At 37.6% G+C, this 17374-nt stretch carries 16 protein-coding genes; 8 read left to right on the top strand and 8 right to left on the bottom strand.

From position 1 onward, the window contains the following. Positions 1–3 precede the first annotated feature (3 nt). Positions 4–885, bottom strand: coding sequence for an FkbM family methyltransferase (locus tag FDK13_RS04105; protein WP_137338723.1), 882 nt, complete (start codon positions 883–885; stop codon positions 4–6). A 175-nt stretch (positions 886–1060) separates the two neighbouring features. Here FDK13_RS04105 and FDK13_RS04100 point away from each other — a divergent pair, with 175 nt between their 5' ends. Next, positions 1061–1705: an FkbM family methyltransferase gene (locus tag FDK13_RS04100; protein ID WP_137338722.1), complete on the top strand. Its 645-nt coding sequence runs from the start codon at positions 1061–1063 to the stop codon at positions 1703–1705. Here the strand turns inward: FDK13_RS04100 and FDK13_RS04095 are convergent. Further along, entirely contained in the window at positions 1702–2691 is a 990-nt protein-coding gene (locus FDK13_RS04095) for a GNAT family N-acetyltransferase (protein ID WP_137338721.1), read from the bottom strand. The genes FDK13_RS04100 and FDK13_RS04095 overlap by 4 nt on opposite strands. A gap of 688 nt (positions 2692–3379) precedes the next feature. On the opposite strand from FDK13_RS04095, the gene FDK13_RS04090 reads away from it, so the two are divergent. Both FDK13_RS04090 and FDK13_RS04085 read left to right on the top strand, forming a co-directional pair. Continuing rightward, a complete protein-coding gene (locus tag FDK13_RS04090; protein ID WP_137338720.1) occupies positions 3380–4012 on the top strand; it encodes a response regulator in 633 nt (210 codons plus the stop codon). A gap of 205 nt (positions 4013–4217) precedes the next feature. Beyond that, the gene (locus tag FDK13_RS04085) at positions 4218–4868 is read left to right on the top strand and encodes a response regulator (protein ID WP_137338719.1); all 651 of its coding nucleotides are present in this window, start codon (positions 4218–4220) and stop codon (positions 4866–4868) included. Between the two features lie 17 nt (positions 4869–4885). On the opposite strand, the gene FDK13_RS04080 is transcribed toward FDK13_RS04085, so the two are convergent. Next, positions 4886–8059, bottom strand: a complete 3174-nt coding sequence (locus FDK13_RS04080; RefSeq protein ID WP_137338718.1) for a sensor histidine kinase — start codon at positions 8057–8059, stop codon at positions 4886–4888. A gap of 300 nt (positions 8060–8359) precedes the next feature. Between FDK13_RS04080 and FDK13_RS04075 the strand changes: the two genes are divergently transcribed. The 3 genes from FDK13_RS04075 to FDK13_RS04065 all read left to right on the top strand — a co-directional run bounded on the left by FDK13_RS04075 (position 8360) and on the right by FDK13_RS04065 (position 11302). Then, positions 8360–8890 carry an RNA methyltransferase gene (locus FDK13_RS04075; RefSeq protein WP_137338717.1) on the top strand — a complete coding sequence of 177 codons (531 nt, stop codon included), beginning with the start codon at positions 8360–8362 and terminating at the stop codon, positions 8888–8890. A 147-nt stretch (positions 8891–9037) separates the two neighbouring features. Continuing rightward, positions 9038–9448 carry a histone H1/H5 family protein, HCT subfamily gene (locus FDK13_RS04070; protein WP_181956142.1) on the top strand — a complete coding sequence of 137 codons (411 nt, stop codon included), beginning with the start codon at positions 9038–9040 and terminating at the stop codon, positions 9446–9448. Between the two features lie 156 nt (positions 9449–9604). Next, complete coding sequence (locus FDK13_RS04065) at positions 9605–11302, top strand: lamin tail domain-containing protein (protein WP_137338716.1); 1698 nt, start codon at positions 9605–9607, stop codon at positions 11300–11302. A gap of 4 nt (positions 11303–11306) precedes the next feature. On the opposite strand, the gene pgeF is transcribed toward FDK13_RS04065, so the two are convergent. Both pgeF and FDK13_RS04055 read right to left on the bottom strand, forming a co-directional pair. Further along, on the bottom strand, positions 11307–12080 hold the full coding sequence (gene pgeF, locus FDK13_RS04060; RefSeq protein ID WP_137338715.1) for a peptidoglycan editing factor PgeF: 774 nt from the start codon (positions 12078–12080) through the stop codon (positions 11307–11309). A gap of 89 nt (positions 12081–12169) precedes the next feature. Then, positions 12170–12685, bottom strand: a complete 516-nt coding sequence (locus FDK13_RS04055) for a DinB family protein (RefSeq protein ID WP_137338714.1) — start codon at positions 12683–12685, stop codon at positions 12170–12172. 243 nt (positions 12686–12928) lie between these two features. On the opposite strand from FDK13_RS04055, the gene FDK13_RS04050 reads away from it, so the two are divergent. Next, positions 12929–14155 (top strand): metallophosphoesterase family protein, encoded by a 1227-nt coding sequence (locus FDK13_RS04050; protein ID WP_137338713.1) that lies wholly within the window; start codon positions 12929–12931, stop codon positions 14153–14155. 40 nt (positions 14156–14195) lie between these two features. On the opposite strand, the gene FDK13_RS04045 is transcribed toward FDK13_RS04050, so the two are convergent. Next, positions 14196–14384, bottom strand: a complete 189-nt coding sequence (locus tag FDK13_RS04045) for a hypothetical protein (RefSeq protein WP_137338712.1) — start codon at positions 14382–14384, stop codon at positions 14196–14198. Positions 14385–14577: 193 nt separating this feature from the next. On the opposite strand from FDK13_RS04045, the gene FDK13_RS04040 reads away from it, so the two are divergent. Beyond that, positions 14578–16050: a gluconokinase gene (locus FDK13_RS04040; RefSeq protein ID WP_137338711.1), complete on the top strand. Its 1473-nt coding sequence runs from the start codon at positions 14578–14580 to the stop codon at positions 16048–16050. A 119-nt stretch (positions 16051–16169) separates the two neighbouring features. Here FDK13_RS04040 and FDK13_RS04035 read toward each other — a convergent pair whose 3' ends face one another. Both FDK13_RS04035 and FDK13_RS04030 read right to left on the bottom strand, forming a co-directional pair. Continuing rightward, positions 16170–16883: a DUF4198 domain-containing protein gene (locus FDK13_RS04035; protein ID WP_137338710.1), complete on the bottom strand. Its 714-nt coding sequence runs from the start codon at positions 16881–16883 to the stop codon at positions 16170–16172. Between the two features lie 65 nt (positions 16884–16948). After that, positions 16949–17371 carry a DoxX family protein gene (locus FDK13_RS04030; protein ID WP_137338709.1) on the bottom strand — a complete coding sequence of 141 codons (423 nt, stop codon included), beginning with the start codon at positions 17369–17371 and terminating at the stop codon, positions 16949–16951. Positions 17372–17374 lie beyond the last annotated feature (3 nt).

Genomic DNA, 17374 nt, shown 5'->3' with positions numbered 1-17374 from the left:
ATTCTAAATTAAGTCGTCTCCCAATTTTATTTTTCTTGATGTTTTGATACGGTTTTCTACAAAGGCCAGATCACGGATATAAATCGTATTTTCAGGATTCGTCGCTGTTATTTTGGTCAGTTTTCTTTCGGAAGGAAAATAATTGTAAGGGACAAAACCCAGGCTCAAAAGTTTGTCATGGATGTAATTCTGCCCGAATTCATATTGATCAGAAAGTCCATTGGTTTCCATAATAATGATTTTCAACTCCGGTCTTTCCAGTGTTTTTGAAGCACCGTTAATTACGTTGGCTTCAAAACCTTCCACATCAATTTTTAAAAGATTGATATTTTTATCAACCAATAAATTATCAAGGGAATTTACCGGAACTTCGGTGACCGGACCGCCAAATGTATTATCATTAATAACATGATTAATGGCATCCAGTGAATTGGAAAAAATCAAAGTTTCTTCTTTATCCCCAACACCCAGATTATAGAGCTCTGAGCGGTCTTGCAAATTATTGTAATTGATATTCCGTTTCAGGTTTGCAAACGTAGAAGGAATGGGTTCAAACGATAACGATTTCGCACCGGTAATGCCTGATGCCAAAACTGAATAAACGCCGATATTAGCTCCCACATCCACAAATGTATCTTCCGGACGCAGGTAATGCATCACAAAAAGCATCTCATTTGTATCGTATAAGCCGGTATAAATTTGCAGTTCCGCGCTCGACATGCCCTTATCCACAACCAGCGAAACATGCTCAACAAACGGATAGACCATCGGATGTTTATGTAAGCGAATGACCAGGCCTCTTTTGAAGAGCGTCATCAATGCTTTTACCTTTCTGTCTTTGTTTAAAGGGTGGCCCAGAACCGTCTTTATCGTTTTTAATTTCATTCTAAAACTGAGGGATTTTGAAATTATTCCCGCTATCAATACAAATATTAAAATTGAGTGCTAATGTAGTATATTTGCACCCCCTATGCAAAATTGGAGTTTCGGAGTAACACCGGAAATCAGAATATTTCAGGGTTAAAATTGTCATAAATATCTTTTGGAATAAGCGGATAAAATGGTTAAGTTTTTAAAAAAGCAAAGTTGGGGACTTCTAAATTCAGTTGGTTTTGGCGGAGCCGTGCAACTTTATTTGAAAAGTGCTTTAAAGGAATATGGGTGGTTCAGAAGTTTCCATTCCAAACAATCGGTTGATGCTGCCGGAAATCCATTGCCCTGGTATACTTATTCCTTTATCTTTTTTCTGGAACCAAGAATTAAATCGCATTTCCAGGTTTTTGAATACGGATCGGGAAATTCGACACGGTGGTATGGTGCACGTGTTAAAAGTATTACTGCCGTAGAACACGATGCGCAGTGGATTGAAATTGTTAAACCAAAACTTCCTTCTAATTCTACTGTCTTTTCCCGGCCACAAGGTGATACTTATATTGAAGCTGTAAAAAACGAAAATATTAAATATCACATTATCGTTGTTGATGGCAGAAATCGGGTAAAATGCACCGCTTTCGCCGCACAATTTCTGACAGAAGATGGCGTATTAATTCTGGACAATTCGGAGCGGGAATGGTATCAGCCTGCGAAAGACTTTATGACTGGCAAAGGGTATAAGAGTATCGATTTTCGTGGAATGTTACCAATTGTTGGTCATGAAAGCTGCTCTACAGTTTTTTATAAGGACGGAAATTGTCTGGGAATTTAATGTCCGGGTTTTAATTTCTTTTCAAAAGTGACTTTTAAAGATTTTTTTCCACCAAGATTTTTCTTAAATTTTAAAAGATCCGGCTTTTCAATCCCATCATGGTCCAATGAAATACCAAGATCGAGAATAGTTATTTCTTCCTTTTGACAATAATTATAAACCGTTTCGGTGAGGTAAACCATTGGGCTGAAACTTTTATAGGCAGGCAGATCCGCGGGCAGAAAATTGTACAACACTTTTTTACAGACGACAATTGTTACAGTCAGCGCGATAATTGTGCCTTCGTCGGTTACAACAAAGATTTGACATTGCCCCGGAAATTTATTTATCAATATATCGAGCTGTTCAAATGTCATCGACATCAAATACCCTTTCGCAGCCCGGCTTTTTTCAATGAAGTCAAATACAATTTTAACGTCCGGATTATAATATAAGCCTGCCCTAAAACCCGATTTTTTACATTTTGCCAACCGTCTTACCTCCGCAGCCGTAATATTCTCAAAAAATGGAGAAGGTGAAATTTGGATATGATAGTTTATGAATTTATCAGTGACGTTATATCCGGCCAACTCATAAGCACTGGTAAGTAATTCGTTTGTTTTGACATCATCATAGCAAGATGGTGCTGTTTTTATCATTACAGCATAGTTATCCTGCGATAAAAACCAGTTGTTAATACATCGCAAAAACCAGTTTATTTCATTCGCGTTACATTTTTCATCACATTGAATTCCGCCAAAAGGAGCCCGTGGAGGAGAAATGAAATTTGTATTGTTTTTGGTAAAATGGATACAGGCGACCGACGGGATTTGCCCTGTTCGGAAAAGATAAAAGGAGAAATATTTATTACTGCTTTGGACATTCAGGTGATGCTTGGTTTGGTATAAAAAAGCCTCGAAAGATAGTTGAATGCCAGTGATGGAATGCTGAATATACAGTCTTGTCTCCAGATCGTTTTCAAGCCATTTAAAATCCGGATTTTCCAATTTTAGAATAATTGTGTGTGTATTTGCCCAGTTCTGAAAAAATGTCGGCTTGAATGGTTACTAATCAGATTTTCATTAGTCTAATGTCTTAGTTAGAATAAATTACTTATTTTAAATTTAATTTTTTTTATAAAATATTTTAAAGAAGATATTTGGTATGATTTTCATATATGTTTTTCAATAGCCATAAATGTATTTAAAATATTAGAATTATTAATTATTTAATAAATTATAATGAGTTGTATATTAACAAATTAGTAAGTGGACAACGTAATGTAGATATATTCTTTTTTCTTTGTAGCATCATTTCTTGTTTATTTGTAGAGATTTATTGGTTTTTTTGTCAATTATCTTTGTAAATTATAGCCATAATTATTTTTTAAGTAAAAAATGACCACCGAATTTGCAAAAAGGAGCCGGGTAATTCGATTAGTTGGACTTTGTTTCCTGTAATATTTGAGATGAGATTTTTGATTTTCAAAATTTTACACTTGTCATTTCGGAAGGAGATACGTGCAGACATCAGTTTAAACCTAATTTAGCCAATTCATTTTATCATTATTTTTAAAGTTACCATATCTGTGTACCAAGCAATTAGAATTTATCTGGTAACTTAGTGATTAGATAAATAATTAATTCTAACTTTGAGGTAATACTATTTCTACTATAATTAGTATATAAAATTTTCATGAAGCACATACTTATTGCCGAGGATCACGCTGTGGTTCGCATCGGAACCAAACACCTCTTAAAGTCCCTTATTCCTGAATCTCAGATTACGGGGGTTGATACTTTTCAGAAGGTCTTGCTGGAGTTGGGCAACCAAACATTTGATCTTCTCATATTAGACATCAACATTCCCGGTGGGAATAATACCAAAATGATTGAAACGATCAGGATAAAGCGTCCTGATATTCGTATACTTATGTTTTCAAGTTACGATGAGCAATTGTACGGTTTGTTATATCTTCAGGCTGGTGCTGATGGATATTTATCCAAAGATGCAGCGGAAGATGAATTTAAAACTGCTGTGCTGAGTGTGCTCGATAACAAGAAATATATGAGCGCTGATATGCAGCAGATCAATATCAACAGACTTATCAATCCAAAGGAATTTCTTCCGGATCCAATCGTTAGTCTTTCTCCAAGAGAGAAGGACGTTATGAACTTGTTGAAAGAAGGTTTTGGAACTGCAAAAATTGCAGAAAAGCTAAGTCTGCAATTATCAACAGTTAGTACTTACAAGGCTCGTATTTTTGAAAAAATGGGCGTTAAAAATATTGTGGAATTGATTACTAAAATTAAGTTGATAGACAGTTGATACATGTATTTTGATATTTTGAAGAAGCAGATACTCCGGTGATTTTATCAGGTATCTGCTTCTTTTGTTATAATTTAAGGATACCCTCACAATCAGAACTGGATTTGAACTAAACGTATGAATGGTAATCAATGCTCAGAAAATAGGCATTGTAACCTTTGGTATTTGATTTTCAATTCAATGATGAGTTTTACTCAAACGTATAATGAAAAGAATTTTAATCGTAGAAGATCATGCTATTGTAAGAATGGGTATAGATTTTCTTGTAACTGAATTGTTTCAGCCAGTAGAAGTGCATCAGGCTTCTAATTTTACTTCTGCACTGGGGTTTCTTCAAAAAAATGTATTTGATCTGATTGTTCTGGATATCAATATTCCGGGAGGTGAAAACAGCAGGATGATCAACAAAATCAGGGCGATTCAGCCAAGTGTCAGGATTTTGGTTTTTTCCGGTTCGGAGGAAGAAATATATGCACTTCACTATATCCATGCCGGTGCTAACGGATTTCTGTCCAAAAGTGCTTCTGAGGAGGAATATAAGGTTGCTATTGCAGCAGTACTTAACAACGGGAAATACATCAGCAACAAGGTTCAGCAGCAAATGGTGAAAAATATCCTGGATAGTAAATATATAAGTTCTAATCCACTTGAAGATCTATCCAAACGGGAGCTTGAAGTAATGCATTTGCTGGCGCAGGGGAAATGGACCAAAGAAATTGCTACATTGCTGAATCTTAAAGAGACAACGATCAGCACTTATAAAGCACGGATTTTTGAGAAACTGGAAGTGGCCAATATTATTGAAATGTTTAAAAAACTGGAACTTTATAAATCCAAGGACCTGGATTTGAATTAATTTGCCACTTATTGATTTTATGGGAAAATGAGGTGTACTAGTGTACCCTGATTTTTTTCAACCAATAAATTTAATTTTAGTAACATCGACAATTCCTTTACAATAGTTAGTCCCAATCCATTATAATGAATGGAAAATAGTTTAGCTTTTTCGAAAGAATCCGTTTTTGAAGAAGTATTGAGCCAATTGACTAGTTCGTCAGGCATTCCGGGGCCAGAATCGGAAATGATCAGATGTATTTTAGCGTCGATTATTGCTGTTCTTATTTTAATGTCAGCATTGAAAGAGAATTTATTTGCATTATCAATCAGATTGTGCACGATAATACCCAGTAGCTGGGCGTTGGTAACAACATTCACCAAAGTATCTACTTCGTTACTAAACTGGTTGGAGCGCTCGCGGATTACATGCTCAAAAATTTCAAATTTATCAGACAGAGATGTAAACAGATTGGTTTCTTCAAACTCTATTTTGCTTCCATAAACTTGTGTTTTAACGTAAGCAATAAGGTTTTCCAGCAAATTATACATCTGATCGGTCGAATGCTCGATCGTTTTTCCAAGCTTGACCACGGCGTCTATCTTTTCATTGTCCAGCATATCCTCAATTCTGCCGGCGGCATTGGAAACAAATTTCAGAGGCGTTTTTATGTCGTGCGACATAGAGGCGATAAGTCTTGTTTGGATATGCATTTGCCGGTGCAATTCCCGTTCGGATTTTTCCAGAGCGCTAAATGTATGTTCAAGTTTTCTGGTACGCCTTGCTATTTTAATTTCCAGTAAACGATTTTCTTTTTTGATAATACGTAATCTTAGACGAATAAAAAGGTAAACTGCAAGCATGAAAACAAGCAAAGCAGCCACTCTGAACCATTTGGTTTCATACCAGTCCGGCGGTACTATTATGGATATTTTTTTATACGTATAATTATCTTTCCCAAAGCCATTACTCTTTCGGATGAATAACGTATAATTCCCGGCAGTAAGGCTTCCAATTGGAATCGTTGTATTTGTTCCATCCAGATCAAGCCATTCATCGGGCATCGTTTTCGACTGCGGGTTTTCCAGCAGGGCATAGGAAATATTCAGGTTAGCCGGGTTTCCGAAGTAAGCTGTCGTCAGATAAATCTTTATTTGCTGAGGATTGAGTGGGAATATGATCGAGTCACCTGATGCGGCAATACTCTTTCCCCGGACCTCATAACGGTCCAGTATGATATTTTTTTCAGGCAATTCTGATTTTATATTTTCAGGGATAAACCAGACGAGTCCATCCAGTGAAGGCAGTGAAACATAACCATTGGGCAGTCTTAGTGCACAGGGCTGGCAACCGCCATTAAATTCATTGGTGTAAAATCCCTGCTCTTTTGTAAAGTGCAGGGAGAAAATACTTTTATTTTCGTTAGCAAAATGACTTCCGGCGTAATCAAGTAAATCTTTTTTGGCTATACGAAAGAGGCCTTTGTTGGTTGTAAGCCAGAAATAACCAAGCTTATCCAGAAAGATGCAATGTGTCCCGCTGAGATATTTATGTTTGTCCAACGGGAATTTAATGAGTTTGTTTTTCGAAAAAAGAAAGAAACCATCTTCATAGGTAGTGATCCAGATTTCCTTTTCATCCGGATTTTTTCCGGCTGGTGTAATTTGAGAAATATACAGGCTACGGATATAAAAATTTTCTGTACCCTTAATAAAAACAAGTTTTTTAGATGATAGATTGAGAAAGAAAAGTCCGTGAGCGGTACCAATAACAAGTGTCTGAGGTGTTTTTTGAAGAACAAATGATATTCGATCCAAAGGCCCCTTGATAAACTGCCGTGGTGTTGGTTTTGGATCCGATAAATTGATGTAAAACAAGCCCGAACTCCTTGTTCCAATCCAGATAGTCCCGTCATCGCCTTCGTAAAGATGATTAACCTCCGTTTTTAAATCCCATTCACCAATGATTTTTTTGCCTTGGATGTTGTAACAAAAAACGACATCTCCGCTTTTTCTCCATATGTTTCCCTTTCGGTCGCTAAGAATCCCGTATCCATCAGCCGATTTTTCAGAATGAATTAATGGAAAGTTTTTTAGATTGATCTTACTACTTTTCAATGATTTTCCAAGAATATATCCTTTTGGAGTGATGACGGAATTTGAGTCAAATATGGCTTGTCCGTAAAAAACGTTTTCCAGATTGTTTCCACTGGTTCTCAGTGTATAAAATGACTTGTTTTTTAAGACAAATAAACCTTTTGTAACGCTTCCAAGGAAAAATCGCCGGTTGGCCGTGTCATAATGGATAGAGGTTATATTATTTTTAACAAAGTCAAAATCTTTGATGAGCAGCGTTGTTTTGAATTTATCTCCGGGCACTTCTTTTAAGGCATAAAGATTTTTTTCAAGGTATAGGAAAACCTGATCGGATATATTGTTCCAGTATATTTTACCATTCTGTTTCCCCGGAACATAATTGTGATCCGTTACTAAATCACCGGTGACGGAAAGGTCTGTTAAACCGCTTTTGTCGATACGTGTGAATTCATTGTTGGTATAAGCATAAAGACTTTTTCGTATTGTGAAAAAATTCCATGGTAAAGGTGTTTTGAATGTATAGTCGTATTTTTTTTTCCAGTTTGAATAATATTCAATTTTTTGACGTTCGCAAATGAAAAAGTTTCCTTCGCCCTCGGGAACCGCAATAACATAATAATCCGGATTTAGCCAGTCTCTTAAATAATTAGGAGCGCCATTTGACATAAGCACATTCTCTCCCGACTTTTTTAAATGTGGAATCGAACGAATTCTATTAGTATATACAGAATCCATTGTAGCCTTTCCGGCCTCTATACGAACGAACTGATAGCCTTCAGCAACGGCATATAATTTCCTGGATTTTTTATTTTTATCTCCTCCTTCAAGGCTTGGCTGAAGCATGGAAAACCTGTTGTAGGTAATCGGCAGATTAGATTTATCAAAGGTGAAAAAGTTTTTTCCGTCAAATCTTACCAGTCCCGTTTCTGTGGTCAGCCATATAAAGCCTTCTGAGTCAGCCGAAATGTTTTTAACGCTATTTTGAGGAAGCCCGTTATCTTCAGTATAATAATGTACTGTGTAAGCGTTCTGTTCATTTGTTTGCGATTGTGCAAAAATGTAATTGTTACTTGCGAAGATTAGTAAAATTGCGAGGAGCACCAGGTATTTCTTCACTATTTTTAGAGTAAAATTTTAATAACAATCCGATTAATTATCCAATAGACGTCAGATTGTGCTGCAAGTAACGATAAGATAAAAACCAGACTCGTTGTTATAATTTCTTATTAAATGTAGTAATAATTTGATTTCATAGTAGTAGAATATTGTACTATGGGCTATTTAATTTTTAAATGCTTGATAAACAGTTGCCCTATGTTTAAAACCAGGTGCGCCACCATGCACGTTAACATTTTAAATAATTCGTTGTACGTTTGTCATTATATTATTATCATATTTTTATCGAAAACTATTGCAATGCGTAAACTGCTCATTGAAGAAATGAACCGTTTGTCGGTTGAAGAATTTAAAGAATCGGATAAATTTCCTTTTGTTATTGTGCTCGACAATATCCGCAGCCTTAATAATGTTGGATCTTTTTTTAGGACGGCAGATGCCTTCCGGGCAAGGAAAATGATTTTGTGTGGTTACACGCAAAATCCACCGCACCGGGAAATTACTAAAAGTGCACTGGGTGCAGAAAATGCGGTGATCTGGGAAAAGGAAGAAAGTACTTTACAGGCCGTTTTGAAATTGAAAGAACAAGGATATCAGGTTTTTGCTGTCGAACAGGCGGAAGGCAGTACATTATTACAAAATTTTGATCCCAAACCTGCTATACCCTGTGCATTTGTATTTGGAAATGAAGTAGAAGGCGTGGCGGATGACGTAATTGATGTATGTGACGGATGTGTTGAAATACCGCAATTTGGTACCAAACATTCGTTTAATGTGTCAGTATCGGCGGGAATCGTGTTATGGGAATTTATCAAGAAAAATTTAACATAAATATAACACGTTTTATTTGTTCTTCTGGATTTATTAGACGGTATTTGTAGGTTGAAAGACAAGAGCATGACTCACTTATCAAGCGGCTGTGTATAAGAATATTAGCCGGTCAGAATCCTGTCTTATTATTAAAAATAATTTTAAAATATGAAATCCGCAACGAAAAAACTTACTACCGAAATCGCAGAAACACTTGTTACGAAGCTTGATGCGGTGACTGCTGATTCAAAAAAAATAAAAAAGTCAATTGAAAAAGCAGCTGCTAAATTGGCTAAAAAAGTCTCGAAGTTCATAAAAGATGAAGCTAAGAGAAAAGAGAAAGAAGTTAAAAATGCGGAGAAAAAAGCCAAATCACCAAAGAAAGAAAAAGAGTCTAAAAAGGATAAAAAGAAACATGCAGAAAAAGTAGCTACATTGGTAGCTTCGGCTTCGTCCAAACCGGCTGCTGTTCCTCCAGCCAAGACTCCTGCTCCAAAAGCTGCGACGACACCAAAAACAGCAGCCGCTCCCGTTAAAGCTGTTGCAACAGAACCAGTGAAAACAGAAGAAAGCAAATAAATCAGCATTGCTTTAAAAGATACCAGGTCGAATTCAACTCAGAAACGGGTTGAATTTTTTTGTTTAAGACCTTCCTAATTCAATGCTGATTTGGTTGTTAGTTACCATAGCAATTTTATTCCGTATAGACTATTTAACGTCTTGCTACGCGGAAATATGTCTTTAATAAATTGGAAAAGTTTAAGAATTGTCGTCGGGATATTTTTTGTGCTTCATTTCAGTTCTTTTGGCCAAAGTTATAACAGCATCGTTATTTCTGAAATCATGGCAAATCCGATACCTGCAATTGGCCTGCCAACCGTCGAATATCTTGAATTGTATAATAGAAGCGGACAAGCGGTATTTCTGAAAAACTGGAAATTAACAATTGGTACACGATCCGCAGTTTTTCCCGATTCGATTATTCTACCCGACGAATATGTGGTGCTTTGTAATAAAGTAAATGCCAGCAATTTTATAGGATTTGGCAAAATAATTCCGCTTTCGACGTTTTTACTTCCAAATGAGGGCGGAACAATTTCCTTGTACAGCCCGGGAAATAGTCTTGTATTTTCAATCACCTATGAAAATAGCTGGTGGCCGTCTGATAAACGTGCAGGCGGTTATTCAATTGAAATGACAGATACGGATAATCCTTGCGGTGAACAAAGCAACTGGGAGATCTCGAACGATATACGCGGTGGAACACCTGCAAAAGTAAATAGTACCCAAAGAAGTAATCCAGATTTTGAGCCTCCTGTAATTCAACGGGTTGATGTAACCTCACCGACCGAATTGAGGATTGTTGCTAATGAAAAGCTGGATAGTTTAGTCGCAGTTTCAGGTACTCTTATTGAATTGTCGGGGCGAAAAATTGTTAAGAGAAAACTGGAACCGCCACATTTCCATAATTTGGTTGTTACGCTGGGTTTCTCACTTTTGGCGGGTGAAACATACAATTTATCAATAAAAAATCTTTCAGATTGCACCGGAAATATCTTACGTCAGGCAGATTATACTATTGGATTGCCTTCGAAAGCGGATTCGGGGGATGTGGTTTTAAACGAAATTTTATTCAATCCACCGGAAGGTGGTGTTGATTTTGTTGAAATTTATAATCGATCCAGGAAATATATTGATCTAAAAGATTGGTCTTTAGGAAATGTGAAGGATGGCCAGCCTGATGTTTTCGGGATCATAACAACTGAAAATTATATTTTGCCACCTTTCGGATATCTGGCGTTAACGACGAATCCGGAAGTTATTAAAGAACATTATCCGGCAAATGAATCCGGGAATTTTCTTAAACTAAGTTCGCTGCCAGCTTATTCAAACGCAGAAGGTGGGGTTATTTTTAAAAATCCGGAAGGAAAGATTTATGATCGTTTTGATTATAACGAGGCTATGCACGACCCATTAATTACTGATACAAAAGGAGTTTCTCTTGAAAAATCAGATACCGGTATTTCTTCTGAAATTATTTCAAACTGGCATTCCGCTGCCGCTACCACAGGAAATGCCACACCGGGCTATGCCAACTCGCAAATAAAAACGAATACAGAAAAGGATACTTTTGAGGTAGAACCAGGCGCTTTTAGCCCGGATAATATAGCCGCAGGTTTTACCCAAATAAAATATAAACTCTTGCAATCAGGGAAAATAGCAACGATTAAAATCTACGATATCCTTGGTAGATTGATTAAGAATCTACTAAGAAATCAGCTGCTGGGAACAGACGGGGCAATTTCCTGGGATGGAAGAAATGAAAATGGTGACATTGTCGAAACCGGATATTATTTGATTCTAATTGATATTTTTGATCCAACCGGCGAGAAGGCTCAATATAAAAGAAAAGTGGTTGTTGTGAAAAATTAACTGATTATTCGGTTAACCCGATCGTTACGAGCATTCTTCCCGTAAGTCCGTTTTCATAACGGTATGAAAAATAGTCTTCATTATTCAAAACCGTTGAAAATGACGAAACTTCGATGTTTTCAGGTTTGATACCAAAACGTAATAATTGTTCTTTATTCGCTGATTTTAAATCGACAAAGAATTTATTTTTCTGATCATCCCAGCGTTTAAAGATCGAATCAAAATTATCTGCAACATCCTCACCAACTTCGAAAGAACATTCATCAATACAAGTTCCAACATATGCCAGACAATCTTCCGGGTTTGTTCCATATTCTTTTTGCATAGCCAAACCCGTTTTTAAAACAATTTCCTGAACAGTTCCGCGCCACCCGGCGTGAATGGCGGCCACTGCTTTTTTTATCGGATCAAAAATCAATATAGGTGTACAATCGGCAATGGTGACCGCGAGTTGAATGTTCGGAATGTTGGTCATTAATGCATCGTAACCTTCATAACGGCCGGCAGTAGAAACGGTAAGAATTTCAGCACCATGTACCTGATGTGATTTGGCTACTTTTTCAAAATCAATATGCAGCGATTCAAAAAACCGTTTATTATTTTCCAGAACATTTTCAGGAGTATCCTTTGTCGATCCGCCAAGATTCAGCGAATTGTACGGAGCCGGACTGACGCCGCCGTGACGCGTACTTTCACCGGTGACAAGATTAGTAAAACCTGTAAAAATTTTCGGAACACGGAATAATGGCTTGTTATTGGAATTTAGCTGATCTTTCACAAAAAATATTTTTAATTCTGAAAGCCCAAAAATAATACAACTCCGCCATGAACAGGTATGACGGAGTTGTATTTTTAAGTTTTAATAAATTAAAACAACATTTCCTGCGGAGGTTTAACACTTTTCAAACGGATGTAAACGGTTGTCTGTCCGCGGTGATGTGTCTGATGCTCAAAGTCTTTTTCAAAAGCAGTTTTCACTTTAAGGTCCTTGCCAAAAACTTTAACATCTTTTTCGAGATCGGCATCTTTCATGTCTTTCAGGATGTTGATGATAAAATCGTAGCTATCAAGCGTCGCTTTGGTTACAGCGGCTTTGGATTGGTCTGCTGCTTTTTCCAATGATTCTTTAAATGGGCTGGCCTTACCCGTTGCGGCTGAAATAAAGGCATAATTAACATCAGCAAGGTGATCCATTTGCTCAGCAAAAGAACGCATTTCAGGCGTTGGTTTAAATGCATATCCGTCTTCCGGCATCGCATCCAGATACTGTTTTGTATAGGTTTTCGCTCTTTCAAAATCAGCGATCACCTTAATTGTTGCGGTTTGCGCAAACAAGGTCTGGGCTGTAAAAAACAGCATGGCAGAAAGTAATAATTTTTTCATCTTTATTGGGCTTTGTTAGTTATAAATACTTTTGAATATACGTTGAAGTTTATTTAGATTCAAAGATTGAACGGTATTTTTCTTACGTTATTATTTTTAAGTTATTTGTAATGAGTTAATTAGTTGATTTTAGTTTTCGATACTGATTAGTTTTTTCGACTTACATGTTGGTGAGATACGATTTAATTTAAACCTTGGACTGAATTTTTAACTATCTTATGCTTTTAGAAATTTAATCATTACATGAAGGAAAAATCAGAAGAGCGGACAAAAAAATTTCTTGCGTTAGGACATAGTGAAGCTGAAAATCATGCGAAAACGCAGCAAGAGCTTTACGAAAAACATGTAAAGGAAACTTCTTCGGTTACTAACGTCATTTCTGAATTTTTTAAAACCAATCTATTCGGTTTTGCCTGGCATTATCTGAAAAGTCGTTTTGGGCCAAGGCATCCTTATCAGGCTTATCCAAGAAATGGAGACACGGGTGTTTATCAACTACAATCTTCTATTCCGAGCCGCGAAGAAATCAGCATCGCCTTGCTTTCCGATTGGGCTAGTGACACAGCTGAATCCGATAAAGTAGCGCATCTGGTTTCGCGTTATGCGCCTGATTATACGATTCACCTGGGTGATATTTACTTCGTCGGAACACCCAAAGAAGTGGAAGAAAATTTTACGGCACCGTATGCATCCTGGTATTATGGTGCTTCGGGAAGTCTGGCTTTATCAGGAAATCATGAAATGTATTCCAATGGAAATGCCTTTTTTCAGCATTTGTTGCCTGCTATGTATGTACAGGAAGGAGAGATAAGGAAAACACAGCAGGCTGGTTTTTTCTGTCTGGAAAATGAGTACTGGCGTGTTATCGGAATTGATACCGGTTATACTTCCGTAAGTCGGCCATTACTCGAAATTGTTTCTCCTCCTGATTGTCATTTGAAAAAAGAGCAAGTTGAATGGCTTTGTGATGTTGTGAAATTAGGAAATCCTGGTGACAAAAGAGGGCTGATTATTTTGAGCCATCATCCCTATATTTCGGCATTCAGGGAAGAATATACCAGGCCGGGGGCTCAGCTTCGTGAACTAATGGGAGAATTTGAAAGACCGGTTATCTGGTTTTGGGGACATGATCACCGGCTTGTTATTTACAACAAAGATGTAAACGGAAAAGGCCCGGTAGCATTTGGTCGCTGTCTGGGACATGGAGGTTTACCGGTTGAAATAAAAATGCCGGATAATGAAACGGATCTTGCAAAAATACATTTATACGACCGCCGTGTCAGACTGGAATTAGGGCGATATAAGCTTGGCTATAACGGATTTGTGAAGTTGCAGCTGGATAAAGACAAAGCCATTGCAGAATATATTGACCTGGAAGATACCTGTGTTTTTGAAGAAGAATGGACAATAAAAAACGGCCAACTCGATTGGAAGATTTTAAAATCACTTCCGGAATTGGCCATTCGTTAAATATATAATCTGATATTTCCTGTCAGGGAAATAAGAAATTTCAGTGATCGTCTGCGGAGTGATCCGTGTAAAATGCAGCAAATGTTATTACAAGACCGATAAGTCCGAAGATAAAAGTAAAAAGATCTCCAAATACTGCGAGAATGATTACTAACAATAAAAATATTGTGATAGAAGCACCAAGTGAAACTCCTTCAGGTTTGCTATGTACGTGTACGTCGTCAGCCATGGTTCAATAGAAATTTTAATAGTATTGATTTACTACTGCGAAAATAATAAAAATTAGTGAATGCTGATACCACAAGGATGCAGATAAAGCGGATTTTTATAGATTTTTAATTATTCGTCTGAAATTCAAAGGACAAAGCGACAGAATATAATACATTTGTCAGGTTATAAAATTTAATTTACGCTTCATTAAAATGTCATTTATAATTGGTGTTGATATAGGTACAACAAACGTTAAAACCACTGCTTTTGACACAAAAACGGCCGCAATTCTGGCTTCCCATAGTGAAGGTTATGAGATGCTCCATCCACAGCCGGAATGGAGTGAACAAAATCCGGATGATATTTTTAATGCCGTTTGCCATTCTATTCAGGTTGTCAGTGAAACTTGTAAACCACAGGGAGAAACTATTGGCGTTTGTTTCAGCACAGCCATGCATAGTATTATGGCAATGGATGAAAACGGGAAGCAATTAACAAATCTCATCATTTGGGCTGACAACAGAAGCGCTGAAATTGCTGAAAAACTGAGAGCATCGGACGAGGGCAAAAAAATGTATCAAAACAATGGCACGCCGATCCATGCGATGACGCCGCTTTGTAAATTGATATGGCTGAAAGAAAATGAGAAGAAAATTTTCAAGGCTGCAAAAAGATTTATAGGAATCAAAGAATATATCGTTTATCGCCTCACCGGCAACTTTGTTATTGATTATTCCATCGCTTCTGCAACCGGATTGTTCAATATAAAAGATAAAAAATGGGATGACTGGACGCTGAAACAAATCGGACTGGACGAAAGTTATTTGTCAGAAGCTGTTTCGCCATATCACATTGAAAAACTGCCAGCCAATAATGGTTTTAAACTTTCTGCTGGAATTCCCCTGATCATGGGGGCAAGTGATGGCTGTCTGGCAAACCTGGGAAGCGGAGCCATTCTTCCCGGAACTATGGCAATCACAATTGGTACTAGCGGAGCTGCCAGAATTTGTTCTGACGTGCCTTATCTGGATGCCAATATGCGGACGTTTTGTTATATTCTTGATGAGGATACTTACGTTGTTGGCGGGCCGTCAAATAACGGTGCAGTTGTTTTTCAATGGTTGAAAGAAACCTTTTTTGCAGACAGTGATTTTAACCAGGTGTTTGATGAGGCTGCAAAAATCAACGCGGGTTCAGACGGACTTTTGTTTTATCCTTATCTTTTGGGTGAACGTGCACCGATATGGAGTTCAGCAGTTAGAGGCGGATTTCTTGGTCTGGATATTCAGCATACAAAACCACATTTTGCAAGAGCGGTGATGGAAGGCATTTTGTTGAATTTGTACAGCATTGGCAAAATTTTGCTTGAAACACAAAAGGTTAAAACAATTTATGCCAACGGCGGGTTTGCACATAGTCCGTTATGGGTACAAATGCTCGCTGATGTTTTCGGGATTGAAGTGGCTTTGAATGATACTGTTGATACAGGAACCGTAGGAGCGGCCATGATGGGGTTGAAGGCTTTGGGTGTGGTTGAAAAATTATCGGATCTGGACTATTTTACACCGGTCAGCACAATCTTTAAAGTTGACAAAAAAGTACATAAAGAGTATGTTTCGGTATATGAGAAATTCGGAAAATCGTCAATTGGCGTACTGGCCAATGCGGGAATAGAAAACAATTGATATAGCTATTTAAATAAAAAAACCACCTTACAAACATATGCCTGAAGGTGGTTTTAATAGGTGGCGGCCCGTTTGGATCATCCGAATCCGGACCGCCATAACGTTGATGAAGATTTTTATTATTTGACGTCAAGCAAAATGGTAGCGCAGCGCCACACAGAAGTGTAGTTTTTTCCGTTATGTTCGCCTTCTTCTTTTTCACTTTTTGATGCTTCAATACTATATGTTCCCGGCCAGATTGGGATGAATTCTGCAATTCCCTGCGTATTTGTACTGATTTCTCTATTCCATCCACTAGGCGAATGCACGGCTACCTGTAAATTGTCGGCAGGTTTTTCTTTGATAAAACCGCTTACGGCAAAGGGTTTGTTGATCTTGTAAATTTTACTTGCATCTGCAAAAACGCTGATGTCGTTCGGGTTAAGTGCGGGGTCATTTCCAACGACAGACTTTCCAACCGCAACCACTGCGCTTGCATTAAACTGATACTTAGTTTTGCCTCCAAGTTCTTTCGCAGTATGACTTACGCTGATCGTGTATACGCCATCTTTTTCTGGTGTAAATTCGGAGGTGAAATGATCTGCTGCTTCCGTTGTACTAAGTTTAACTTTTTGTTTGTCAGGGCCTGTAACCCATAAGGTAAAATCTTTCACATCTGAATACCAGTCGGCTATCTTTTCCGGTTTGTCATTAGGTTCAGCGTATACGATTTTGATGATCTGCTTTTGGCCTGTTTTTCCAACAGTGCTGGTTTGGATCCATAGCGCATGTGCAGAAACTTTTCCTAAAACGGCAATCAGTAAGAGGATCAAAATTGAAATGGTACGTTTCATAAGGTATTAAATTAAAAGGGGAGTAGATAAGTTATTGATGATTGCAGTTGAACTGCCAGATAAATTTATTTAAGCTTTTTGCCAATTGAATAATCAAGACTATACTTGCCGGGGCCGAGTAGAAACAGGACTGTGTAGGCCAATAAGTAAAAGAAACCGGATGAGGCACTGTCAAAAATATCGCCTTCGTGGGCAACAAAGACGATGACAATTGTGGCGATGATCAATGGAATAGTAGCCAATCGCGTGAATAATCCAACGGCCACAAGTCCGGCACAAAATAATTCTGCAAAAATGGTGAGTGATAAAGATACCGGTCCGCTTAAACCCATGAAAGTCATAAATTTGTCAGATTTTTCAGCGAATCCCATTAGTTTGGCATAACCGTGCGGCATCATTAAAATTCCAAAGCCCAAACGTAAGATTAGCATTGAAAAGTCAAACGAGCGGCTTTGGTAGGTAATACTGTTTAATTTTAAAGAAGGCATAGT

This window comes from Dyadobacter frigoris (assembly GCF_005280585.1).
Lineage (GTDB): Bacteria > Bacteroidota > Bacteroidia > Cytophagales > Spirosomataceae > Dyadobacter > Dyadobacter frigoris.
Note: the sequence above shows the minus strand (reverse complement) of the source record. Positions and strands in the feature narration are given on the sequence as shown.